At 70.6% G+C, this 23,307-nt stretch carries 25 protein-coding genes; 15 read left to right on the top strand and 10 right to left on the bottom strand.

Going from position 1 to position 23,307, the window contains the following annotated elements; all coding sequences use genetic code 11:
- Positions 1–30: 30 nt before the first annotated feature.
- A complete protein-coding gene (locus N1031_RS05435) occupies positions 31–1,203 on the top strand; it encodes a PP2C family protein-serine/threonine phosphatase (protein WP_259478589.1) in 1,173 nt (390 codons plus the stop codon).
- Here N1031_RS05435 and N1031_RS05430 read toward each other — a convergent pair.
- The 4 genes from N1031_RS05430 to N1031_RS05415 all read right to left on the bottom strand — a co-directional run bounded on the left by N1031_RS05430 (position 1,184) and on the right by N1031_RS05415 (position 2,960).
- Positions 1,184–1,720 (bottom strand): PIN domain-containing protein, encoded by a 537-nt coding sequence (locus N1031_RS05430; RefSeq protein WP_259478588.1) that lies wholly within the window; start codon positions 1,718–1,720, stop codon positions 1,184–1,186. The genes N1031_RS05435 and N1031_RS05430 overlap by 20 nt on opposite strands.
- A gap of 61 nt (positions 1,721–1,781) precedes the next feature.
- On the bottom strand, positions 1,782–2,042 hold the full coding sequence (locus tag N1031_RS20495; RefSeq protein ID WP_375163614.1) for an excisionase family DNA-binding protein: 261 nt from the start codon (positions 2,040–2,042) through the stop codon (positions 1,782–1,784).
- Positions 2,043–2,221: 179 nt separating this feature from the next.
- Positions 2,222–2,635 carry an ATP-binding protein gene (locus N1031_RS05420; RefSeq protein ID WP_259478586.1) on the bottom strand — a complete coding sequence of 138 codons (414 nt, stop codon included), beginning with the start codon at positions 2,633–2,635 and terminating at the stop codon, positions 2,222–2,224.
- Positions 2,628–2,960, bottom strand: coding sequence for an STAS domain-containing protein (locus N1031_RS05415; RefSeq protein ID WP_259478585.1), 333 nt, complete (start codon positions 2,958–2,960; stop codon positions 2,628–2,630). The genes N1031_RS05420 and N1031_RS05415 overlap by 8 nt, the downstream gene beginning before the upstream one ends.
- Before the next feature lie 52 nt (positions 2,961–3,012).
- Here N1031_RS05415 and N1031_RS05410 point away from each other — a divergent pair, with 52 nt between their 5' ends.
- Positions 3,013–3,228 carry a hypothetical protein gene (locus N1031_RS05410; protein ID WP_259478584.1) on the top strand — a complete coding sequence of 72 codons (216 nt, stop codon included), beginning with the start codon at positions 3,013–3,015 and terminating at the stop codon, positions 3,226–3,228.
- Complete coding sequence (locus N1031_RS05405; RefSeq protein ID WP_259478583.1) at positions 3,225–3,770, top strand: CDP-alcohol phosphatidyltransferase family protein; 546 nt, start codon at positions 3,225–3,227, stop codon at positions 3,768–3,770. The genes N1031_RS05410 and N1031_RS05405 overlap by 4 nt, the downstream gene beginning before the upstream one ends.
- A 68-nt stretch (positions 3,771–3,838) precedes the next feature.
- Here N1031_RS05405 and N1031_RS05400 read toward each other — a convergent pair whose 3' ends face one another.
- The gene (locus N1031_RS05400; protein WP_259478582.1) at positions 3,839–5,155 is read right to left on the bottom strand and encodes a GNAT family N-acetyltransferase; all 1,317 of its coding nucleotides are present in this window, start codon (positions 5,153–5,155) and stop codon (positions 3,839–3,841) included.
- Between the two features lie 56 nt (positions 5,156–5,211).
- Between N1031_RS05400 and N1031_RS05395 the strand changes: the two genes are divergently transcribed.
- From N1031_RS05395 to N1031_RS05375, 5 genes are all read left to right on the top strand, one after another.
- Positions 5,212–5,886, top strand: a complete 675-nt coding sequence (locus tag N1031_RS05395; RefSeq protein ID WP_259478581.1) for a hypothetical protein — start codon at positions 5,212–5,214, stop codon at positions 5,884–5,886.
- Between the two features lie 75 nt (positions 5,887–5,961).
- Entirely contained in the window at positions 5,962–6,603 is a 642-nt protein-coding gene (locus N1031_RS05390) for a hypothetical protein (protein ID WP_259478580.1), read from the top strand.
- A 30-nt stretch (positions 6,604–6,633) separates the two neighbouring features.
- Entirely contained in the window at positions 6,634–7,401 is a 768-nt protein-coding gene (locus N1031_RS05385; RefSeq protein ID WP_259478579.1) for a glycoside hydrolase family 16 protein, read from the top strand.
- A gap of 8 nt (positions 7,402–7,409) precedes the next feature.
- Positions 7,410–8,030 carry a histidine phosphatase family protein gene (locus tag N1031_RS05380; RefSeq protein ID WP_259478578.1) on the top strand — a complete coding sequence of 207 codons (621 nt, stop codon included), beginning with the start codon at positions 7,410–7,412 and terminating at the stop codon, positions 8,028–8,030.
- Between the two features lie 10 nt (positions 8,031–8,040).
- Positions 8,041–8,466 (top strand): DUF805 domain-containing protein, encoded by a 426-nt coding sequence (locus tag N1031_RS05375; RefSeq protein WP_259478577.1) that lies wholly within the window; start codon positions 8,041–8,043, stop codon positions 8,464–8,466.
- An 18-nt stretch (positions 8,467–8,484) separates the two neighbouring features.
- On the opposite strand, the gene N1031_RS05370 is transcribed toward N1031_RS05375, so the two are convergent.
- From N1031_RS05370 to N1031_RS05360, 3 genes are all read right to left on the bottom strand, one after another.
- The gene (locus tag N1031_RS05370; protein ID WP_259478576.1) at positions 8,485–8,976 is read right to left on the bottom strand and encodes a DUF2269 family protein; all 492 of its coding nucleotides are present in this window, start codon (positions 8,974–8,976) and stop codon (positions 8,485–8,487) included.
- An 80-nt stretch (positions 8,977–9,056) separates the two neighbouring features.
- Positions 9,057–10,235 (bottom strand): ABC transporter substrate-binding protein, encoded by a 1,179-nt coding sequence (locus tag N1031_RS05365; protein WP_259478575.1) that lies wholly within the window; start codon positions 10,233–10,235, stop codon positions 9,057–9,059.
- 40 nt (positions 10,236–10,275) lie between these two features.
- Positions 10,276–11,316 (bottom strand): isopenicillin N synthase family dioxygenase, encoded by a 1,041-nt coding sequence (locus N1031_RS05360; RefSeq protein WP_259478574.1) that lies wholly within the window; start codon positions 11,314–11,316, stop codon positions 10,276–10,278.
- 195 nt (positions 11,317–11,511) lie between these two features.
- On the opposite strand from N1031_RS05360, the gene N1031_RS05355 reads away from it, so the two are divergent.
- Positions 11,512–12,477, top strand: a complete 966-nt coding sequence (locus N1031_RS05355) for a hypothetical protein (RefSeq protein ID WP_259478573.1) — start codon at positions 11,512–11,514, stop codon at positions 12,475–12,477.
- Between the two features lie 16 nt (positions 12,478–12,493).
- On the opposite strand, the gene N1031_RS05350 is transcribed toward N1031_RS05355, so the two are convergent.
- Positions 12,494–12,877: a hypothetical protein gene (locus N1031_RS05350; RefSeq protein WP_259478572.1), complete on the bottom strand. Its 384-nt coding sequence runs from the start codon at positions 12,875–12,877 to the stop codon at positions 12,494–12,496.
- 160 nt (positions 12,878–13,037) lie between these two features.
- Positions 13,038–15,689, bottom strand: coding sequence for an ATP-dependent Clp protease ATP-binding subunit (locus N1031_RS05345; RefSeq protein ID WP_259478571.1), 2,652 nt, complete (start codon positions 15,687–15,689; stop codon positions 13,038–13,040).
- Positions 15,690–15,838: 149 nt separating this feature from the next.
- Here N1031_RS05345 and N1031_RS05340 point away from each other — a divergent pair, with 149 nt between their 5' ends.
- The 6 genes from N1031_RS05340 (at position 15,839) to N1031_RS05315 (ending at position 23,298) form a co-directional block, all read left to right on the top strand.
- On the top strand, positions 15,839–16,444 hold the full coding sequence (locus N1031_RS05340) for a TetR/AcrR family transcriptional regulator (protein WP_259478570.1): 606 nt from the start codon (positions 15,839–15,841) through the stop codon (positions 16,442–16,444).
- Positions 16,445–16,468: 24 nt separating this feature from the next.
- On the top strand, positions 16,469–17,563 hold the full coding sequence (locus N1031_RS05335; RefSeq protein ID WP_259478569.1) for a zinc-binding dehydrogenase: 1,095 nt from the start codon (positions 16,469–16,471) through the stop codon (positions 17,561–17,563).
- Positions 17,564–17,732: 169 nt separating this feature from the next.
- Positions 17,733–19,214, top strand: a complete 1,482-nt coding sequence (locus N1031_RS05330) for an FAD-binding oxidoreductase (protein WP_259478568.1) — start codon at positions 17,733–17,735, stop codon at positions 19,212–19,214.
- Between the two features lie 26 nt (positions 19,215–19,240).
- The gene (locus N1031_RS05325) at positions 19,241–20,161 is read left to right on the top strand and encodes a creatininase family protein (protein WP_259478567.1); all 921 of its coding nucleotides are present in this window, start codon (positions 19,241–19,243) and stop codon (positions 20,159–20,161) included.
- An 18-nt stretch (positions 20,162–20,179) separates the two neighbouring features.
- Positions 20,180–21,313 (top strand): Gfo/Idh/MocA family protein, encoded by a 1,134-nt coding sequence (locus tag N1031_RS05320; RefSeq protein ID WP_259478566.1) that lies wholly within the window; start codon positions 20,180–20,182, stop codon positions 21,311–21,313.
- 11 nt (positions 21,314–21,324) lie between these two features.
- Positions 21,325–23,298: an oxidoreductase gene (locus N1031_RS05315; RefSeq protein ID WP_259478565.1), complete on the top strand. Its 1,974-nt coding sequence runs from the start codon at positions 21,325–21,327 to the stop codon at positions 23,296–23,298.
- Positions 23,299–23,307 lie beyond the last annotated feature (9 nt).

Raw genomic sequence — 23,307 nt, 5'->3', positions numbered from 1 at the left:
CGGCGGCACGGCCTTGGCTACCCTGGAATCATGGCCACCCCAGACACCGACCACGAGCGATTCGAAGAGCTACGTGTGGCCGCCGTGCAGCGGCTCGGACTCGTCGACACCCCGCCCGAGGAGCGCTTCGACCGCATCACGCGCATCGCGAAAGAACTGTTCGACGTGCCGATCGCAGAGATCAACTTCATCGACGACCAGCACCAGTTCACCAAGTCGCCCAAGCCCGCGAGCATCAACCGCATCGATTCGTTCTGCGAGGTGACGGTGCAGCGGCCTGACCTGGTGGTGGTTCCGGATGCGACGAAGGACGACCGGTTCTCGTGGCGGTCTCCGGTCAGCGACGAGCGCCACATCCGGTTCTATGCGGGGCGGCCCCTGAGCCTCGGCGATGAGTTCAGGGTGGGTACCCTCTGCCTGGTCGACACGGCGCCGCGCGATTTCAGCCACGAACAGGAGCAGCTGCTCGACGAGATGGGCGCGTGGGTGGAGCGTGAACTGAAGGACACGCTCGACCTCGACCGCGCGGCCGAGGTGCAGCAGTTGCTGCTTCCCGAAGGGCAGCCGAGCTGGCCCTCCTACGACGTCGCAGGGTTGTCCCTGCCCAAGAAGACCGTCGGAGGGGACTTCTACAGCTGGCACGGCACCGGAGAGCAGATCGAACTCACGCTGGCCGACGTCATGGGCAAGGGCACCGCGGGTGCGATCGTGGCGGCAGCGGTGCGCTCCGCCTTCCAGTCACGCAGCGGGCTGCACGTGGCCGCCGCCGTCGACGCCGCCAATGCCCAGCTGGCCGGTGACCTCGACCGCATCGGCAGCTTCGCCACGCTGTTCCACGGCGTGATCGACGTGGCCACCGGCCGCCTCGACTACGCCGACGCGGGCCACGGGCTCACGCTCGTCGTGCATCCCGACGGCTCGAGCGAGCGGCTCGCCGCCACGGGGCTGCCGCTGGGGATCGTGGCGGATGCGCGCTGGGGCGTGGGCAGCGTCGAGCTCGCCCCCGGCGACAGGCTCGTCACGTTCACCGACGGCGTGCTCGACCTCTACGACGGCACCATCGACTGCCTGCCCGAGGTCGCCGCCCTCGTCGCCGAGGCCTCCGACGCCGACGACGTGCTCCGCCGCCTCCAGCAGCTCATCACCACCCGACAGCCCGACGACGACGTCACCATGGTCGTCGTCACCCGCGCCGCCCCCTGACCCCGCCGGCGAACTTCGCCGTGATCCTCTCGGCGAAGACGGGAGCCCCTGCCCGTGCAATCGCGATCGCCAGGTGTTCAGGCGTGGTCGACGGGTTCTCCTTCGCAGACGCGGCTCGAGCGAAGGACTCGGCCACCCCGTGTCCGTGCCGGCCGAGCAGTCGGCAAAGGAATGCATCGGCGGTCTGCACCTCCACCTGAGCGGCGTCGAGGGCTACCCCGCGGAAGTGCTTGACGTCGCGAGTCAGCATCACATCCACGTCGCCGTACAAGCAGGCGGCCACGTGCACCCGATCGTCCGGATCGGGTGAGAGGTCCTCCGCAGCCTTGTCACGGTAGAGCGCTGGATCGAGGCGGTGTTGACCGAAGTGCTCGCGGACCACATCGGTGACAGAACGAGCGGATTCGCGGCTGCGCATTCCCTCACGCACGATGACGATCTCCCATTCCTCGAGGATCTCGTCGGTCCAGACCCAGGTGAAATGGAGGTCTTCGCACAGCGTGAGCAGCACGTCCATGATCGTGAACGGGAATAACTCGTTCGTGTCGATGAAGACCCGCGGTGGGCGGGCCACGAGGCTACGCGGTCAGTGCGGATCGGAGAGCGTCGCCGCCGACGCGGCGTTGCTCGCGTTCTGCGGCGACATCGAGCGCATCCTGTACTCGGATGCGACGGTGGCGACTGCCCGGAAGCCGGCGGAACGGAAGGGTGCCATCTTCACAGAGCCGGTCGACGAACTGGCGCGTCACTCCGAGAAGCTTCGCGGCCTCAGCGGGGGTCAGCTCATCCTCGGTGCGAAGCACGACGACTCGGGCACCTCCCGCTACGTCTCGGAGCATCGAACGGATCGCAGCCTCGAGCGCGCTGTCACCCTCCAGGGTCTCCGCCAGCTCGTGAGCGCGGGCGCGCACCGAGGAATCGACCGGATCGAGAGTTGCCGCGAGCTGTAATGCATTCATGACAATCACGCTACGCCTCAACTGCAATAATGACAACCAGGTTCAGTGCAGTCGCGGGGTCAGTCGGCGCTGCGGCCTCGGGTGATGGTCCAGACGTTGCGCTCGTCGCGGCGCTCATAGCGAAGGTCGTCGACGAGGGCCTGGATGAGGGCGATGCCGCGGCCCGACTCGGCGAGCTCTTCGGGCATCTCGCGGTTCATCAGCACGATGCCGCCCGCATCCGCGGTGTCGGCCAGCGAGGCCGTCAGCCCGTCGTCGCCGGCGGAGACCGTGAGCACGCAGGTGACACCGCTGTCGCCCGAGGCGTGCTGGATGACGTTCGAGGCCAGCTCGATGAGAGCGGTCTCGAACGCCATGCGGTCGAACTCGCCCACCTCGGGGTTCGCCTCCCACACCGTCTCGAGAAAGGCGTGCACCGCGTCGACGTCGTCGGGCGGCGAGGAGAAGACCAGGTTCTTGCGCTCCTCAGTCACGGTAGGCCTCCTCGGCGGTGGTGTACGGCGGCAGGATGGTGTCGACGTTGGAGAGCTTCAGCACCATCGACACCTGCGTCGAGGGAGCCACGATCCGCAGGTCGCCCTGCGCCTCACGGGTCGACTTGAGGGCGCCGATGAGGGCTCCGAGTCCCGACGAGTCCATGAACGCCACCCGGCTGAGATCGACCACCACCCGCGGCCGTCCGTCGTCGATCGCACGCTTCACCACATCGCGCAGCAGGGGGCCCGACACCATGTTGAGCCTTCCCTCCCCGCTGATCACGGCGATGTCGGTGCCGACCGGATCCGTCCGGAACTCCATGTTCTTGTATCCCTCCGCCTAAACTGTTCTCAGGCTAGCGAAAGGAACGGGCATGGCGGATCCGGAACGCGCCATCGCGCGCATAGTCGAAGCCTTCCCGAACGTGAAAGTGGTGCTCAGCGACTCGGTGTTCGCCGACTCCTACTTCCACTCGGCGGGTCCCGATGGCGGCACCCTCTACATCAACGCCGAGCTCACCGGAGTGATCGCCGCCCAGCCCGGCTGGAAGGGCACCATCATCACGACCGAGGCGCTGCCCGAGGCGTGAACCTCCCCAACGCGATCTCGCTCGGGCGCCTCGTCATCCTGACGCCCCTCTTCGCGGTGGTGCTGCTCGGGTTCGGCGACGAGCTCGCGGCCCTGGTGGTGCTCGTGGTGCTCGGCGTCACCGACTGGGCCGACGGCTTCATCGCCCGGCGGTTCGGCCTGGTGACCGAGTTCGGCAAGAAGCTCGACCCCGTGGCCGACCGGGTGAGCCAGTTCGTGGTGTGCGTGAGCCTGGTGCTGGCCGGGCTGGTGCCGCTCTGGATGGCGCTCGTGCTCTTCGTGAGCGACCTCCTGCTCGGCGTGGTGGTGCTCGTGCGCAAGCCCCAGGTCGTGCGCGTGCGCGTGATCGGCCGGGTGCGCACCGTGCTGCTCATGGTGGGCTTCCCGCTGCTGCTGCTCGTCGCCGCGCTGTGGCCGCAGAGCCCCGTGCTCACCACGGGTGCGCTGGTCGTGGTGGGTGCGGGCGTGCTGCTGCACGCGGTCGCGAACCTGCTCTACGTGGTGCTGGTCGCGCGGCAGCCCGTGGGGGCCAGCGAGGTCTGACGGGCCAGGAGGGCTCCGGATGTGCGGGCCCCGGATGCACGGGCCGGCTCACGGAGGCGCGGGCCGGCTCAGAAGTGGCTGATGCCCCACACGGGCGACACCGGGGCGAGCAGCGACGCCGCCTTCTGCGCGGCGCCCGGCACGAGTTCGCGCAACGTGCCCGCGGCCGCGAGCACCCGCGCATCCGTACCGCCCAGGTACAGCGACCCCAGGGTGGGCGCGTCGACCGCCAGCTCGGCGACCGCCGCGTCGTCGCGCTCGACCGTGGCACGGCCACCGGCCACGCGCATCCGGAACACCCCGTCGGCGAACCCGAGCGGGTCGGCGACCGAGAAGACGAGCGAGCCCTCCGCGCCCTCGGTGTAGCCGCGCGCCTCGAATGCGCGCACGGGGTCGAGAACGCGCAGCCAGAGCCAGTCGTCGAGGCTCGTGGTGCTCACCACCCGCCAGTCGGCCAGGGCCCAGCGCAGCGGGTCGTCGGAGGGGGCCGCCTCCCAGGTGACGCGTTCGGCGAGGTCGACCGAGGCCAGGAAGTCCCACAGCCCGAGGTAGGCGTCGGGGGTGGCCGCGACGAGGTCGAGCACCTCGAGGGTGTGGGGCTTGGAATCCCACCCTCCGAAGCGGTAGCTGACGTAGCCGTCGGCCGTGCCTGCCTCGTCGTAGTGTGCCGCTGCCCGCACGGCCGGGTCGTCTCCGCCCTTCTCGGCCTCCGTGCCGGCGATGCGGCCCCAGTGCTTCGACTGCCGGTCGACCGAGCCGGGATGCACGGCGTGGAAGCGGGCGAACAGCCGGGGACCGAGCTCGAGCAGCGTGCGGGAGTCGATCAGCTCGCAGCGGCCCGACGGGGCGGACTGCAGCCGGAACCGCGCATCCGTGGTCACCGCCACCGAGTGCACCGTGGTGGCGGGGCCGAAGCCGAAGCGGCGGTAGATGGTGGCCTCCGACACGGTGAGTGCGGCCACCGCGTAGCCCTCGGCGGCAGCCCAGCCGAGGCTCTCGGTCATCATGGCGCGCAGGACGCCGCGGCGACGATGGGTGGGGCGCACGGTGACGTTCGAGATGAGGTGCGCGGGCAGCGGCTCGGCGCCGCCCACCTGGAGGGTTCGATCGAAGCTCGCGAAGGTGGCGACGGGGGCGTCGGCCCCGAGCGATCCGGCCAGCGGCTCGCGCTGCAGCACGCTCGTGAAGCGCTTGCGGTCGACCGCGTGATGGCCGGCCAGCCGGTCGACGAGCTCGGGTGCGAGGTGAGGGTCGTGGAAGCCCTGGGCCTCGGCCTGGATCCACGCCGCCGTGGCGGGGTCGGCGTGACCGCCGGCGTCGACGGCGGCGGGGAAGACTGTGAGGTCGTAGCGGTCGTCGAACGCGGGCTGCTCGGTGGTGCTCATGCACACAGCGTAGAGCTTGCCGACATCTGTGGCCCGGCAGTGGCATACTCGGGTGCATGACGACGGCGTCTGAACGGCACTCCCTGCCCTGGTTCGCGACCATGAGCGGAACCGCCACCCTCGTGGCGAGCGCACTGGCCACCCAGCTCCTGCTCACCACCTCCTCCCGGCTCGACCCGCACTCCTGGACGGTCACCACCCAGGCCAGCCTGCAGATCGCGCTCGCACTCGCCCTGTTCTCGGCCGCCGGCACGGTGCTCGGCTGGTATGCGGGGGCTCGTTCGCCCGCGCTGCGGCCGCGCACGGCCGGCTGGATGATCGGGGTCGCGTCGGCCCTGTTCGTGGTGGTCGCGGGCATCGTCACGGCGGCGGCGCTCATGCCCGACGTGGGGATGGTGCTGCTCTCGGTGCCCATCCCGGCCGCGGTGGGCGGGGCAGCGGCGGGCGTGTCGCTGGCGCGCAGTCGGCGGCCGCGACGGCCGCGCGTGCCGGGCGAGGGATGGGCGTTGGTGGCGACCGGGGCCGGCGCGCGCCCCGGGGCCGTGCGGCCCGTGCGAGTCGCGCCCGTGCAGACCGAGGCATCTCCGCCCGCGGCCGTGGCGGTCACCGCCGTGCCCGCTCGCGCCGCGGGGGAGCGGGCGGTGCCCCGCGGCGGGGCCGAGCCTCCCCAGCTCGGAGCGGCGCTGGCCGCGATCGCGCCCGTGGAACGGGAAGCCGACCGAGGCCTCTGACGGGCGCATTGCCGCAGCGTTGCGGCGGGGGAGAACCACGAGGAGTCGACCTCGTGGATCGGTAGCTTCGGGTTCGTGTCCACCGCTCCCCGCCGTACCCGCGCCGCCCGAAGCGCCGGCGTCGCGACGCTCGTCGGCCTGACCGTGCTCACCGTGCTCGGTGGATGCGTGGCGCCCGTGCCGTTCGACTGGATCGGCGTCGCCGACGCCGCCCCGACGGCCCAGGCCACCTCGACGCCCGGCTTTCCGACGCCCGCCGCCGGCACTGCCGCCGATGCGGCCGAAGCGGCCTCCCGCGGTGCGGCCCGGGCCTTCGCCTACACCTACCTCGACTGGTCGGGCGGGTGGCGCCTGTTCGGGTGCGCCGGTGCCGAGCTGGCGGGCGATCCCGATTGCGCCGCGAGCTTCCGCGACGGTCTCGATCTCACGACGCGCCACCGCGACTGGGAGATCGACCCCTCCGTGGTGCGCGACGACGTCGAGCGCGAACTGCTCACCGAGGCGCTCGGCGCTCTCGACACCTCGGCGGAGGCCGCCGACCGCTGGACCCTGGCGGGCTGCACCACCGCCCTGCACCTGGCGAGCCGCTCCGGCACGGCGCTCCCGGTGGAGTGCGCCGCGCTCGCCGACGCGTGGATCGCGCTCGCGCCCGCATCCGTCGACCCGATGTCGGAGTGGTTCGTGGTGTCGGGGTCGGGGAGCCCGTCGTCGTGGTGAGTGTCGGCGGCGTCCTCTAGCGTGGGCGCCGTGAGGGTGTTCGACGAGCGGTTCGGCACAGGCGGTTCCGAAGGGGGCGCGCTCGACGGCGCCCTCTGGGTCGACCACTATCTGCCGCACTGGTCCACCCCCGATCGCTCGCGGGCGCGCTACCACCTCGCGCCCGGCGGTGGTCTCGTGCTGCGCATCGACGCCGACCAGCCGGCCTGGCGGCCCGACGAGGGGCGGATGCGCGTGTCGAGCATCCAGACCGCCACGTTCTCGGGCCCGGTCGGCTCCGGGCACGGCACGCACCGGCACCGCGAGGGGCTCGACGTGGTCACTGCGGTGCCGACGCGCCTCCTCTGGGCGCCCGCGGGCGCGGGGCGGGTAGACGTGTGGATGCGTTCGAGCCCCGACCCCACCTGCATGCTCGCCGCCTGGCTGGTGGGGGTGGAGGCCGGCGACCCGCGGGAGTCGGGCGAGATCACGGTCGCCGAGCTCTTCGGCGACGCCCGCGGCACCGCCCGACTCGGGGTGAAGGCGCTGAAAGACCCCGGTCTCCGAGACGATGTGGCCGACGTGGCGCTGCCCTTCGACAGCGCGGACGGTGTGCACCGCTACGCCGCCGAGTGGGATGCGACGGGGGTGCGGTTCGCCATCGACGGCCGGTGCGTGCACGAGTCGCATCAGCGGATCGACTATCCGCTGATGCTGCTGGTCGACCTGTTCGAGTTCCCCGTGGGCGACGAACGACCGCCGGGAGAGTACCCGAAGGCAGCGCTCGTGCAGCGGATCGTCGGGGACGACCGGTCATAATGGTCGCGATGAACGACGTCGTCCTGGCCGAGCGCGACGGTGCGCCGCCGCCGCCCCCACTCCGCATTCACCTCGTGCGCCACGGGCAGACGGTGCTGAACGCCGAGGAGAAGCTGCAGGGCTGGCACGACTCCGCGCTCACGGCGGAGGGTCTGGTCGGGGTGCGCGCGACGGCCGAGGCCCTTCGCGAGGTGCCGTTCGTCGCGGCGTACAGCTCGTCGTCGGGGCGCACGGTCGCGACGGCGCGCGAGATCCTCGTGCACCATCCGGGAGTGCGGCTCGTCGTCGACGAGAGGTTGCGCGAGCTGCACTTCGGTGAGCTCGAGTCGGCTCCGGTCTCGGAACTCGTCGAACTCGGCGACCCCGCGGTCATCTTCGCCGGGATCCTCGACGGCAGCGACTCGGTGTTCCCGGGGGCGGAGTCGTCGCGCGACTACCTCGACCGTGTCACCGCGGGCTTCGCCGCCATCGAGGCCGCGCATCCCTCGGGCGACGTGCTCGTGGTGGGGCATGGCATCACCCTCGTCGTGCACCTGCACCGGCAGATCGCCGGCTACGACACGCTCGCGCTCGAGAACGCCAGCGTCACCACCATCGAGCGGGGGCCGGCGGGCTGGATGCTCGGCTAGAGTCGGTGCCGTGAGCAGCCAGTACCCGCAACAGGCCCCGGGCATCGCACCCGCGCCGACAGCCCGCCCGGTCGACTTCGGCACGGCCATCGTGGTCGCATTCCGCAACTACGCCCGCTTCGACGGCACCGCCAGCCTCTCGGAGTTCTGGTGGTTCACCCTGTTCACCGTGCTGGTGAGTGCGGGGCTGGGCACGCTCGATCAGCTCATGGTGGTGGGTGCCGCCGGTGTCGGCTCGGTGCTCGGCGGCCTCTGGAGCCTCGCCGTACTTCTCCCGAGCCTCGCCGTCGCCGTGCGCCGCCTCCGCGACGGCGGCAACCGCTGGACCCAGCTGTTCTGGCTCCTGCTCCCCATCGCCGGCCTGATCATCATCATCCTGCGCCTCTGCGACCCCTCCCGCACCCTCGCAGCCGCCCCCGATCAACCCCGCATCTGACGGCACAGGAAGCCGGGGTCAGGGCTTCCAGACCATCAGCACGACGACGGCGAGGAGCAGGAGGCTGACGACGCCCGACCCCGCGCTGATGACGGCGTAGCCGGAGCGGCCGGGGGAGGCGGTGGGCGCACCCGCCACGGCGACGGTGCTCGAGGCGACGGCGTCTGTCGCGGTGCCGGAGGCGGTGCCCGCGGCCGCGCGCTTCATGGCCGGCACCACGAGGGCGAGGTTGAGCACGACAGCGGCGAGCGAGAGCACGATCGAGGCCAGCACCCACGGTGTGGTGAGCGAGAGCTCGTAGCGCGGGTCGGCCATGCCGACGAGCCCGAAGCCGAGCACGATCACCACGAGCGAGAGGTAGGTGAAGATCGTGGTCGACTTCGCCAGCGTCGCGACCTGGGCGAGCTGACCGGAGCGGAGCGCGCGCATCGCGGTCATCGGGAGGATGGCCATCGGGCCCACGATGAAGACGGCGCCGACGACGTGCAGAACAGCGAAGAGGGTATCCATGCCCTCCAGGCTATCGAGCACGCCGCCGGCGCCCGGCCACCGCGGGCCGCCGGCCACCGCGGGCCGCCGGCCGGCGTCCGCTACTGCAGGCCGATGCTCTCGTCGAGGAACTCGTTCGTGAACAGGTCGCCCGCCACGAGCCCGTCCACCGGCGGGGTACCCGCGTCGGTGAAGATGGGCGTGGTGATGTCGATGATGCGCTGCACCCGCTCCTCGTCGATGTCGCCGATCGTGCCGTCGTCGCCGTTCGACGCGAGGCCCTCCTCGAGCATGGTGTCGTGGGCGAAGTCGGCCACGCCCACCGAGTACTCCCACCCGGTGTCGAACGCCTCGACGGCGTCGACGATGAGGGTGTTCGCGGCGGCCGGGTCGGCGAAGTAGTCCACCTCGGCCTGTTGCAGCACCGGCACGAGCGCCTCGAAGCAGCCCGACAGCGACTCCAGCTGGTCGGCCTTCACCGAGAGCGCGCCCTGGTAGTAGGGGTACCCGGTGTCATGGATGAGCTGGTAGGTGATGGGCTTGTTCCACGAGGGCACCTCGTTCTCGTAGATGTAGGGGTCGGCCGAGGCGAAGCCCTGCTGCGCATCCTTGCCCCCCGACGCCACGAAGTTCGCCGGCGTGCCGTCGAAGCTGCCGTCGGTCTGGTCTTCGGGGATGATTCCCGCGCCGATGAGGTAGCTCATGTAGGCCGCACCGCTGTAGTAGCGCACCATCGCGCCCGCCTCGGCGAGCTCGGCGATGGTGGTGACGCCGGGGTAGGACTCCGGGTCCCACATGATGTCCTGCGGGCTCTTGTCCAGTGGTGCCATCACGGCGACGGTGGGGTTCTGGTCGGAGAGCTGGATGGCCTCGTCGGTCGAGACGTAGCCGAGGGTGATCTCGGGGTCGAGGTAGAGCTGGCTCGACACCGTCTGGAAGCCGATCGCCGGCCCGCCGGAGCGCACCTCGAGGTCGACGCCGGTGTACTCGCCCTGCGACATCAGGGGCCCGCGCACCGCCTTCGTGGAGGCGTCGAGCGTGTAGTCGTCGCCGAACATCTCGTAGAGGTGGCCGTGCTCGCCCTCGGGGTTCCAGTCGGTCTGGATGACCACGGTGGCGGGGCACCCGGCGGCGGCGAGGTCGACCGAGCCGATGGTGAGGTCGGCGGATGCGGAGGGCTCAGTGGCTCCGGAGCCCGCCGAGCACCCGGCCAGGGCGGCGACCGCGATGACGGCGACGCCGCCGGCCACGGCCGTGCGGGGGAGGGTGAATCTGGGCATGGGTGTGCTCCTTGCTGTGGGAGGGGTGGGGGAAGGGGGATCAGTAGTGCGAGCTGAGCACGCGCGCGGCGTCGCCGGGCACGGTGTCGTTGCGCTTGCCGCCGCGGGAGCCCGCGAGCTTGGCCTGGGTGTGCTCGGTGACGGTGATGGGGTCGTAGAGCGGATGCTCGCCCTCGGCCAGGATCTCGGGGATCGGCGCGATGACGGTCTCGGGCGCAGCTGAGAAGAAGTAGGCGGCGCTGCGGCGGCGCTCGATCTGGCCGTCGACGATCGGCGGCTTCACGCGGTGCAGCGTCGACATCCACTGGTCGTTGGTCCAGCGACCCATCACGTCGCCGAGGTTCACCAGCAGGGCGCCGTCGGCGGGGGAGGCGTCGTACCAGCCGCCGTCGGAGCCGAGCACCTGGAGGCCCTTCACCTGGTCGGCCCAGAGCACCGTCACCACACCGAAGTCGGTGTGCTCGCCCATGCCGCGCAGATCGCCGTCGAGCTCGATGAGCTGGCCGGGCGCGAGGGCGTAGTTGTTCATGCGCATGGTGCCGGTGTCGGTGACCAGGCCGGCGTCGAAGTAGTCCGAGGGCAGCCCGAGCGCGTCGGGGAAGATGCCCGCCAGGGTGCGCGCCACGCGGCGGGCCTCGTCGAAGTAGGTGGTCACATCCGTCTCGAAGCCGTCGACGTCGGGCCACACGTTGTCCTGGAACTCCACCTCGGCCACGTCGTGGCCGGGGAAGTGGTCGCGGGTGAGCCCGATGTTGAACGCCTCGAAGAAGTCGTTCATCTTCGAGGCCGACTCCACGCCGAGCGAGAGACTGAGCGACTCCGACTTCGGCGGGGCATAGCCGCGGTTGATGCCGGGCGGGGTCTGGTAGGCCTTCTTGGCGTCGAGCTCCTGCAGGAAGAACGCGTCCATGGCGCCCTTGAGGCCCTCGATCACCTCGTCGGGGATGCCGTGGCCGGTGACCTGCATGAAGCCGACGGTGCGGCAGGCCTCGTCGACGGCGCGCGCCACGGCGGCCTTCTCGTCGGCCGAGCCGCCCTGCACGTAGGGCGTGATGTCGATGGTGGGAACAGCGAAAGACACGAATGCCTCCTCCAGTCATGGGTGAACGGAACGAGGCACTTCACGATCTGCTGTTCTGACTCGGCGGCGAACACCGCGCGAGGCTCCAGGAAAACCAAGTGCTGCCTCCATGGTGCGGTGCGCGTGTTTCGGGCAGATTTCACGGCCGTATCGGCCTGCGAAAATCGCTCCCGCCCCTGCCTATACTTGGGCCGTATGAGCGCGCCGGCCGATCTCGCCTTCCGCTTCGACTCCCGGCTCGACCCGCTCGTGTTCGAGGCGTTCCTGCCCGGCGGCACGCTGCGGCCGCTCGTGGAGTACGCCTTCAGCGACTACCCGGTCGACCTGCACTTCCGGCGCGACTGGGTATCGGGTTCGCAGCACGCCACGCTGCACGTGGGGCTCAACCGGCTGCTCGACCTGGAGTTCCGTCAGGGTGTCGTGCGCCTGCATCCGTTGCGTGCCCTTCGGCGCGAGTTCGGCTTCGACGAGGCGTGGCTGGGCTGGCGGCCCGTCGGCGAGGTGTGGGATGAGGCGCTCGAACTCTTCCTCGACCAGGCGGTGCCGTGGGCGGCCGAGAGCCGTGGGGCGATGGGCGCGATGGCACCGTCGCGGTTCCACCCGGGCACGCGAACGCGGTGGTGCATCGCGCAGGACTTCGCCCCGCAGTTCCGCGACGACGCGCTGCGCAAGCGGGTGTTCGCGGGTCTGAAGGCCGACATCGAGGAGGCTTTCGACCCGTCTCCGATCGAAGCGTTCCCGCACCCGATGAAGGTGGAGGCGGTCGTGCTCTACGTCGACGAGGCCGGCGACCTGCTCATCGGCGACGTGCATCCGCGCCGGGCCAGCGAGGTGCCGTGGTCGACGGGCATCGCGCTCGTGAACGCGCGGATGCTGCGGCTCTGGCTCGAGCACGACCCGGATGCGGTGGCGGCGCTCGCCGCGACAGTGCGCACCCGGGTGGCCCTGGGGCTGCTCCCGCCCGAGACCCCGTTGCCCGGTGCCTCACCGACAGTGGTGCCGATCGTGCAGGTGCAGTCGGGCATGTCGGCGCGGCTGCGTGCCAACGCGGTCGCCGTGGCCGAGCGGCTCGCCGAGCGCGGTGTCGACGACGTGCACGAGGTGCGCGTGATCGAGTGGTCGCTGTCGGGACGGGAGACGGTGCGCTCGCCCCTCGGCTGACTGCGGCCGCCTGTGGTCAGCGGCCGCAGTCAGCCGGCAGAGGTGTGGGCGCCACCACGATGTCGGCGTCGGGCCAGCGGCCGGCGAAGAACTCGGTGGCCAGGCGGGCGCGCTCCGCGTCGGCGGGCTGACCGACGAACGCGATCACATCGACCGCCCCGAAGTTCTCGTCGATCGACCACACCGCCTCGTTGAGGGCGAGCAGGTCGGGCTCGCGCAGCTCGGCCGTCACGACCGCGTCGGCGTAGCGGTTCACCAGCAGTGCGAAGGGCTCGACGTCGGGGGAGATGACGGCCACCTGGTGCCGCTGGGCGAGCAGCAGCTCCACCAGCTCCCGCGATGCGCTGCTCGCGCTCTCGCCGTCTCCGTCGCCGTTCAGCACGACCCACACGTCCGACATGGTCCCGAACCTCCTCCGGCGCCCCGTGCGCCTCATCACTCCATCCTTCTCAACCACGACGCGCCCCGAATCATCCCCCGGTCGCGAAAAAGCGGCCCGGTACCGGCACTCCGGTACCAGGCCGCTCATCCTGGGTGGTCGTCGAGACCAATGGTCTGCGTCAGGCGGCGTAGGCCAGGGGGGTCTCGGCGGCGGTGGGGCTGGATGCGCCGGCGGTGACGCTCAGGCGGCCGTCGGCGGCGTCAAGGGTGACGGTGCCGCCGTCGGTCAGCTCGCCCGACACCAGCAGGTCGGCGATGCGGTCGTCGATGCTGCGCTGGATGACGCGGCGGAGCGGCCGGGCGCCGTACTCGGGCTCGTAGCCCGCGTCGGCGATCCAGTCGGTCGCCGCCTCCGTCACCACGAGCTCGATCTTCCGCACCGCCAGCCGGGCGCGGGTGGCGCCGAGCATCAAGGTCACGATCGAGCGCAGCTGCGCCTTCTCGAGCTTGCGGAAGAGCACGATCTCGTCGATGCGGTTGAGGAACTCGGGCCGCATCGCCTCGCGCAGCTTGCCCATCACGCGGTCGCGCAGCGCCTTCTCCGAGCCGAAGCCGGTCGTGTCGCCCTCCGCGTGGGCCACGAAGCCCATGGCTCCCGACCGCGAGGCCAGGAACTCCGACCCGAGGTTCGAGGTCATGATGACCACCGTGTTGCGGAAGTCGACCGTGCGGCCCTGACCGTCGGTGAGGCGCCCGTCGTCGAGCACCTGCAGCAGCAGGTTGAACACGTCGGGGTGGGCCTTCTCGATCTCGTCGAACAGCACCACCGAGTACGGGTTGCGGCGCACGCGCTCGGTGAGCTGCCCGGCCTCGTCGTAGCCGACGTATCCGGGAGGGGCGCCGACCAGCCGCGACACGGTGTGCCGCTCGCCGAACTCCGACATGTCGAAGCGCAGCATGGCCTTCTCGTCGCCGAACAGGCTCGACGCCAGGGTCTTCGCCAGCTCGGTCTTGCCGACCCCGGTGGGGCCGAGGAAGAGGAACGAGCCGATCGGCCGGCGCGCGTCGCCCATGCCCGTGCGGTTGCGCCGTACGGCCTGCGCGACCACGGTCACCGCGTCGTCCTGCCCGATCACGCGGTCGTGCAGCTCCTGCTCGAGCACCGCCAGGCGCGTCCGGTCGACCTCGCCGAGGCGGCCGGCCGGGATGCCCGTGGCGCGCGAGACCACCGCGGCGATCTCCTTCTCGTCGACCACCGCATCCCGTGCCGCCTCGGCGGCCACGACGGCCGCCCGACGCGAGGCGCTGGTGGCCTCGGCCAGCTGGTGCTGCACGTCTTCGATCTCGTCGCGGATGCGCGAGGCCTCCTCGTAGTGCTCCGCCGTGACGGCGGCATTCTTGGCGGCCTCGAGCGACGCGAGGTCGCTCTGCAGCGCCGAGATGTCCACGGGCTCGGCCTTCTTGCCGAGGGCGAGCCGCAGCCGCGCCCCGGCCTGGTCGATCAGGTCGATCGCCTTGTCGGGCAGGAAGCGGTCGCTCACGTAGCGGGCGCTCAGCTCCACGGCCGCGGTGAGGGCCGCATCCGTGTAGCTCACGCCGTGGTGCTCCTCGTAGGCGGGGCGGAGCCCCTGGAGGATGAGCACGGCGTCGCCGAGCGAGGGCTCGCCGACGGTCACGGGCTGGAAGCGGCGTTCGAGCGCCGGATCCTTCTCGATGCCGCGGTACTCCTTGAGCGTCGTGGCGCCCACGAGGTGCAGCTCGCCGCGGGCGAGGCGGGGCTTCAGGATGTTGCCCGCGTCCATGCCGCCCTCGCCGTTGCCGCCGGCCCCGACCACGGTGTGGATCTCGTCGATGAAGACGATCACCGAGTCCTTGTGCGCCGAGATCTCGTCCATCAGCTTGGTGAGGCGCTCCTCGAAGTCGCCGCGGAAGCGGGTGCCGGCCAGCATCGCCGGCAGGTCAATCGAGACGATGCGCTTGTCGCGCAGCTGCTCGGGCACCTCGCCGTCGACGATCGCCTGGGCGATGCCGTCGACGATCGCGGTCTTGCCCACGCCCGCCTCGCCCACGAGCACCGGGTTGTTCTTGGTGCGGCGGGAGAGGATCTCGATGGTCTGCTCGATCTCGTCGAGCCGCCCGATCACGGGGTCGAGCCGGCCCTCGCGCGCCTGGGCGGTGAGGTCGGTGCCGAAGGCGTCGAGGGTGGGGGTGTCGGATGCCCCGGGCTCGCCGACGGCACCGGCGGCCGCGGGGGCTCCGGTGGTGGAGGCGCCGGGCGCACCGGTCTCCACGCTCTGCCGCATGCCCTCCTGCAGCGCCTCGGGGGTCACGCCGGCCTGCGCCAGCACCTGGCCGGCGGGGGAGTCCTGAGCGATGACGAGGGCGAAGAAGAGGTGCTCGGGGTCGATGTAGGTCGAGCCCGAGGCACGGGCGACCTGGTAGGCGTGGAACAGCGTGCGCTGCGCGCTCTGGGTGAGCGCGGGCGCGGTGACGCGATCGGTGGAGGCGGCGGGCAGGCGCTGCTCGGCCGCGGCCGCGATGGCGCGCGGGTCGGCGCCCACGCGGCGGATGGCGTCGGCCGCAGGCTGCTGCGGCGCGATGGTGCGCAGGATGTGCAGCGCGTCGAGCTCGGAGTGCCCGTGCTCGATGGCGAAGTTGCCCGACTGGGCGAGCAACTCCTGGGTGCGCCGGCTGATCAGCTTGCTGAGGTCGATCGAGCGCCCGGCCCTGGCCGCACGCTGCTCACCCTCGAGGTACCGGGCGAGGAACTCGTCGAACGAGTTGCCGCCGGTCTCCTCGGGGGTGCCGTCGGGGGAGAAGTTGTCGGGCACGAGACCTCCTGGGTTGAAACTTGAGTGCCTTACGCTCAGGTTCAACGCAGGGCGCGCATCCCTATTCCCGAAAGTTGACTGTGAACGACTCAACTCGTCCGTAATCGAAGATTCTGGACAGCTGTCCAGAACAGGCGTAGCATCGCAGCGTGGCGGTCGAGCAGGGTGGCAACGAGAGCATCCGATCGACCCTCGACCGCTCCTCCGACCCCCGGGTGGTGCGCACGCGGGCGGGCATCCTCGCCGCCGTGCACGAGCTCGTCGCGGCGGGAGACGAGCTCTCGGTGTCGGCCATCGTGCGCACGGCGGGCGTGAGCCGCGCGAGCTTCTACTCCCACTACGCCGGGCTCGACGACCTCGCGGCGAGCCTGCGCCGCACCGCCTTCCACACCATCGCCGAGCTCTACGCCGCCGATCCGCACGGGTCGGCCGAGGCCATGCTCAGCTCGCAGCAGAGGCTCGTCGCCCATTTCGCCGACAACCGCGCGCTCTACGCCGCGGTGGCGGCCCTGCCCGTGTCGAAGGAGGCCTACCTCGCCGACGTGCGCGCCATGGCCGCCGAGATCGAGGATGCGCTGGGCCGGCAGCCAGGGCTGCCCACCGGTCTCGAGGTGACGGCGACGGCCCGTTACATCGCGGGCGCGGCCTACGGGCTGCTCGACGCGTGGATCACCGGCGAGATCGACCTCGCCGACGCAGAGCTGGTCGACCACCTGACCCGCCTGCTGCCACCGTGGTTCAGCGGAGTGCGCTGAACCGACCCGAAGAGAGGAACACCCATGAAAGCCACCCTGGTGCGCGAGATCGGCGCCGGCTTCGTCACCGAAGACGTCGAGCTGGCCGCCCCGATCGGCCGCGAAGTGCTCGTCGACGTGAAGGCGTCGGGGCTCTGCCACACCGACCTCACCTTCTCGCGCAACGACATGGGCACCCCGCTGCCGATGCTGCTCGGGCACGAGGTCGCCGGTGTCGTCGCCGCCGTCGGCCCCGGTGTCACCGAGTTCGCCGTGGGCGACCACGTGGTCGGCTGCCTGGTGCAGTCCTGCGGCAAGTGCGAGGCCTGTCTCACCGGTCGCACCTTCCAGTGCGAGCACCCCGAGGAGACCCTGCGGCACGCGACGGATGCGCCGCGCGTGACGGCGGGCGGCGAGCCGGTCGAGCAGGTGTTCGGCCTGGGCGGCTTCGCCCAGCAGGCCCTCATCCACGAGAACCAGCTCGTGAAGGTGAACGACGCGATCCCGTTCCCGCAGGCGGCCCTGCTGGGCTGCGGCGTGGTGACCGGGGCGGGTGCGGTCATCAACACCGCGAACACGCAGGCGGGCGACTCGGTCGTCATCATCGGCGCCGGCGGCGTGGGCCTGAACGCCATCAACGGCGCCGTCGTGGCGGGCGCGACCACGATCATCGCGGTCGACGTGGCCGACGACAAGCTCGAGAAGGCGAAGCGCTTCGGGGCCACCCACGTCATCAACTCCACGAAGGCCGACGCCGTCGCCGAGGTGCTGGCCATCACGGGGCGCGGTGCGGATGCGGCGTTCGATTTCGTGGGCATCCCCGCGGTCACGCAGTCGGGGCTCGACATGATCCGTCCCGGCGGCGGCCTCTACCTCATCGGCATCATCGACCCCTCGGCCACGCTGCCTCTGCTCACCATCGGTCTGATCGGCGCGCAGAAGCGCATCCAGGGCGTCTACATGGGCTCCACCACGCCCAAGCACGACATCCCGCTCTACGCCGACCTCTACCTGCAGGGTCGCTTCGAGCTCGACGACCTCATGTCGCGCGAGATCGCGCTCGACGGGGTGAACGAGGGCTACGCGGCGCTCAAGGAGCCCGACGTCACGCGGGTCGTCATCACCTCCGGGCTCAGTTGAACCGAGCCCGACCCGCACCGGTCGTGATGGTCCAGTGAAAGATTCCCGTCGGATTCCGGCGGGTTTCTTTCATTTTCGCGACAGATTCGTGCGCTCGTGATTGCATCTTCTTACCCGCGACGGAGCCGGTGATCCACCCTCCGCGCGGCTCACGAGCGGAGGAGACGGCATGGGCGAGAACCGGCCAGACGGGGTCAGCGGCCCCGGATTCCTCCACGGTCAGATCGAGCGAGAGCTCGCCGCCGCGATCGGCGCCGAGCACGTCAGCCGCGAGCCCGTGGAGTTGCAGCAGCAGGCGGCCGACTGGTCGTGGGTGAGCAAGTACCTGCAGTACAAGGGGCTCGAGGTGCCCGCACCCGACTTCGCGGTGCGACCGGGCTCCACCGCCGAGGTGGAGCGCGTGGTGCAGATCGCGAGCGACTACAAGGTGCCGGTCATCACCCGCGGGGGCGGATCGGGCACCCAGGGCGGCACCTTCGCCCCCTACGGCGGCATCTCGCTCGACCTGGGCCGGCTGAACGCGATCGTCGACCTCGACGAGGAGAGCCTCGTGGTGACGGCTCAGGCCGGCCTCGAAGGTCCGGTGCTCGAGCAGACGCTCAACGAGAAGGGCCTCACGCTCGCGCACTACCCGGGCTCGTACCACCTCGGGGCGACGCTCGGCGGCTACGTCGCCGCCCGCGGATCGGGCGTGGTGTCGACCAAGTACGGCAAGGCCGAGGACATGGTGCTGCAGGTGGAGGCGGTGGTGCCCCCGGGCCGCACCGTGAAGACCCTGCCGGTGCCGAGCCACGCCTCCGGGCCCGACCTGTTGCAGACCTTCGTGGGATCGGAGGGCACGCTCGGCGTCATCACCGAGCTCTCGATGCGGCTCGACCCGCTCCCCGAGGCGCGCGCCTTTCTCTCGTTCAGCTTCCCCGACGTCTTCGCGGGGGTGGAGGCGGGCCGCCGCATCATGACGTCGAGGCTCCGGCCGAGCGTCATCCGGCTCTACGACACCGCCGACAGCGTGAAGCTCAAGGACTGGGTGGGCACGCCGTTCACCGGCAACCTCATGGTCGTCATGTGCGACGGCGACCAGGCGCTCGTCGACTACGAGACGGCGGCCATCACCGCGGTGGCGGAGTCGGCCGGCGGCACCTCGCTCGGGCCCGACGTGGGCCGCATCTGGTGGGAGGGCAAATACGAGCCCTACGCCAAGGGCAAGCTGCCCCAGCCGCCTCTCATGTACGGCACCTTCGACACGGTCGCGCGCTTCCGCGACATCCCGCGCATCTACCGGGCCAAGAAGGAGGCGATCGAGTCGCAGTTCGGCGACGTGGGCGCCCGCTACACCGCCCACTTCTCGCACTGGTTCCCCTGGGGCGCCATGATCTACGACCGCTTCTACATCGACGAGCCCCCGGCCGACCCCGCGGAGGCCATCGCCCTGCACGACCGGCTGTGGGACGTGGGCGTGGAGGCCTCCATCGCGAACGGCGGCACCATCAACGAGCACCACGGCGTGGGCCTCAAGCTCGGCCGCTTCATGCGCACCCAGTACGGCACCGGATTCGAGCTGATGAAGGGCCTCAAAGCCGCCTGGGACCCCGACGGCATCATGAACCCCGGAAAACTCGGCTTCGGCCCGCCCTCCATCGGCCGCGTCTAGACCACACGAAAGGCAGTGCAGCACCCATGACGAACCCCAACCCCGCCCGGGTCATCAACCGGCTCACCGAGGGCGACGACGACTTCCGCGCCAAGTTCCGCTCCTGGAACCTCTCGCACCTGTCCTACGTCGACATCCGCGAGTACCTCACCACCAAGGACACGGTGCTCGTGCCGATGGCCTCCACAGAGCAGCACGGCCCCCACCTGCCGCTGGCCACCGACACCATCACCGCGGTCGAGATCTCGGAGCGCATCTCCGAGGAGATCGGCGTGCTGCACACCCCGCCGATCTGGGCGGGCTACTCGCCGCAGCACATGTACGGCGCCGGCGAGGGCCGCGGCACCATCACGCTCCGCAGCTCCACCCTGCTCGCGATGATGCACGACGTGGCCCGCAGCCTCATCCACCACGGCTTCAACCGCATCATCTTCATCAACGGGCACGGCTCGAACATCAAGGTCGTCGACCCGGTGCTGCGGCAGCTGCGCTACGAGACCGGCGCGCTCATCTCGTTCGTGAAGCCCTACATGGAGCGCTACGAGGGCATCCTCAAGGGCCTCATGGAGAACCCGCCCGAGGAGACCCCGGGCTGGCACTCCTCCGAGCTCGAGACCTCGCAGGACCTCGCCTGGAACGCCGACCTGGTACGCATGGAGCGCGCCGTCGACACCCGGGCGCACATCCCCGAGTTCCTGCCGAAGTCGTTCTCGAAGGACGACGGCATGCCCGACGCCGAGTTCGAGGGCTACCAGTACTTCTCGTTCCCGATGGACCACCACGAGTTCGTGGAGAACGGCATCATCGGCAACCCGATGCGGGCGACCGCCGAGAAGGGGCACGAAGCCTTCCGCCGCCTGAGCGAGCACGTCGCCCGCGGCATCCTCGAGCTCGAGAAGGTGCCCGTCACGGTGCACCTCCGCGAGTTCATCGACCGTGTGATGTGACGAAGGAGACACAGAACCATGCGTGATCTGAAGTTCGCCGTGATCGGCGGCGGTTTCATGGGCAAGGCGCACTCGATCGCCCTCGCCTCCTACCCGATGTACGTCTGGCCCACCCCGCTCTACCCGGTGCGCGAGCTCATCGTCGAGATCAACGACGAGCTCGCCGCCGAGAGCCAGAAGCGGTTCGGCTACAACCGCGCCTCCACCGACTGGCGCGCGGCGGTCGAAGACCCCGAGATCGACGTGGTCGACATCCTGGTGCCGAACGTGCTGCACTACGACGTGGTGATGGCGGCCGTGGCGGCCGGCAAGCACGTCATCTGCGAGAAGCCGCTCGCGCTCACCTCGGCGAAGGCGCGCGAGATGGCGGATGCGGCGGATGCGGCGGGCGTGGTGAACCAGGTGGGCTTCAACTGGCGACTCGCACCGGCGGTGCAGCTGGCGAAGAAGCTCATCGACGAGGGCGCCATCGGCGAGGTGCGCCACGTGAAGGCGTTCTGGCTGGGCGAGTTCTTCAACGACCCGTCGACCCCGCTCGTGTGGCGCTTCAAGAAGGAGCAGGCGGGCTCGGGCGCGCTCGGCGACCTGGGCAGCCACGCCATCGACTTCGCCCGCTTCCTGGCGGGCGAGATCACCGAGGTGCAGGGTGTGCAACAGCAGTTCGTGGCGAAGCGCCAGCTGCTCGACGGCTCGGGAGAGGGCGACGTCGACGTCGACGACGCCACCTCCTTCCTGGTGAACTTCGCCAGCGGCGCCTCAGGCTACATCGAGTGCTCGTGGTCGGCCGCCGGCCACAAGACCGGCGCGGGCTTCGAGGTGATCGGCTCCACCGGGTCGCTCTCCTTCGACTGGGAGCACCTCAGCGAACTGCGCTTCTACGACGGGTCGGATGCCGCCGACCGGCAGGGCTTCCGCACCATCTACACGGGCCCGCCGCATCCCTCGGGCGACTGGTTCTGGCCCATCGCCGGCTACCAGATCGGCTACGCCGACACCAAGGTCATCCAGCTGGCCGACTTCGTGCACGCCGTCGCCGGCGAGACCGAGCGGCCGCAGACCACCTTCCGTGAGGGCCTCAAGTCGACCCTCGTCGAGGAGGCCGTGATGGAGTCGGCCGAATCCCGCGAGTGGACCGCCGTTCCGGCGGAGTGAAGGAGACGATCATGACGTTGATCGATCGGGATCGCAGCACCGGCACGCGGGGTGTGCTCGGCGGGCCGGGCGGTGGCGACGGCAGCTCGCTCGAGGTGCTCTACACGCCCGCGCGCATCGGCCGCCTCACCCTCAAGAACAGGTTCATCCAGTCGCCGATGCACTCCAAGTTCTCGTCGGAGTTCGGCGAGGTCTCCGACAAGCTCACCGACTACCTGGTGGAGCGCGCCAAGGGCGGCGCGGCCATGATCATCCTCGAGAACACCGCGGTCGACTGGGCCAGGGGCCGCGCGGCGGGCAACCCGGTGCGCATCGACGACGACCTGTTCGTGGCCGGCCTGAGCGACCTCACCGAGGCGGTGCACCGCGAGGGCGCGATGATCGCCACGCAACTGCACCACGCCGGCCGGCAGTGCTCCACGGCCAACACCGAGGGCGGCGTGGGCGCGCTCGCCCCGTCGGCCATCACTTCGACCGCCATCGGTGACGAGCCCCACGCGATGACGCACGAGCAGATCGCGGAGGTGGTGCAGCAGTTCCGCGACGCCGCGCGGCGCTCGGTGATGGCCGGGTTCGACATGATCGAGATCCACGGCTCGCACGGCTACCTGCTCACCCAGTTCCTCTCGCCGCAGGCCAACCACCGCACCGACGAGTACGGCGGATCGTTCGAGAACCGGGCCCGCTTCCCGCTCGAGGTGGTGCGGGCCGTGCGCGAGGAGATCGGCCCCGACTTCCCGCTCAGCTACCGCATCAGCCTCGAAGAGCGGGTGGAGGGCGGCATGGAGGCCGACGACGGCCTGGCGTTCTGCACGCTCATCGAGCCCTACGTCGACGTCTTCAACGTCACCGCCGCCACCTACGAGAGCATGGACTCCATCTTCATGATGCAGGGTCGCGAGCCCGGCGAGCTGCTGCCGCTGGCCGCGCGGGTGAAGGCGATCGTCGGCAAGCCGGTGGTCGGCATCAGCCGGCTCGGCTGGATCCTCGACGCCGCCGCCGACTCGGTGGCCGCCGGCGAGATGGACTTCGTGGCGATGGGCCGCACTCAGCTCACGGATGCGAAGCTCATCCTCAAGGTCAAGAACGGCGAGTCCGACCGGGCGCGCCGCTGCATCGGCTGCAACGAGTGCGTGGGCACCTTCCTCTTCGGAGGCTGGCGGCTGCACTGCGTCATGAACCCCGAACTCGGCTACGAGCGCGAGGCCAACGCCCTGCTGAGGCCCCAGTTCGGCGCGACGCGCAAGCGCGTGGTGGTGATCGGCGGCGGGCCGGCCGGGGCCGAGGCGGCGCGGGCCGCCGCGCTGCGCGGCCACGACGTGCAGCTGTTCGAGGCGCGAGACCGCATCGGCGGCCAGGTGCTCACCGCCTCGGCCGCCGACTACAAGAAGCGCGAGATGGAGGCCTACGTCACCTACTTCGAGCGCGAGCTCGAGCACGTGGGGGTGCGCGTGCACACGGGCGCCGCCCTCGGAGCCGACCACCCCGCCCTCGTCGACGCCGATGTGGTGGTCGTCGCGACGGGGGCGCGGGTCTCGGCCGCCGGTGAGCCGGGGGCGCTCGACGCCGTCGAGGTCATGCGCACCGGGAGCCCTCTCTCGGGTGAGGTGTTGGTGCAGGGGGCGAACGAGATCGCCCTCAACGCAGCCGCCTATGCCGCCCAGCAGGGTGCTCAGGTGACCGTGGTGACCGGTGAGCGCGCGGCGGGCTACGACATGAACCCGATCCTGGCGGCGCACACCGTGCAGTTGCTCGAGAGGGCGGGCGTGCGCATCGTGGCGGACGCCGGTGCGGCCGCAGTCGAGGCCTCCACGACGACCCTCTGGGCCCCCGACTGGGTCGCCGACCCCGAACCGGTGGCCGGCCTCGAGTGGCTCGCCGGCCTCCCCGGCTCGGTCGAGGTGGTCGAGGTGGGCGCCCGGGTGAAGGGCGGCCGGCTCTACCAGGCCACCCAGTCCGGATTCTGGGCCGGGACGAGGATCTAGGATGCCTGC

Source organism: Herbiconiux moechotypicola (genome assembly GCF_024979255.1).
GTDB classification, from domain to species: Bacteria; Actinomycetota; Actinomycetes; order Actinomycetales; family Microbacteriaceae; genus Herbiconiux; species Herbiconiux moechotypicola.
This window is presented reverse-complemented; position numbering and strand designations above follow the sequence as displayed.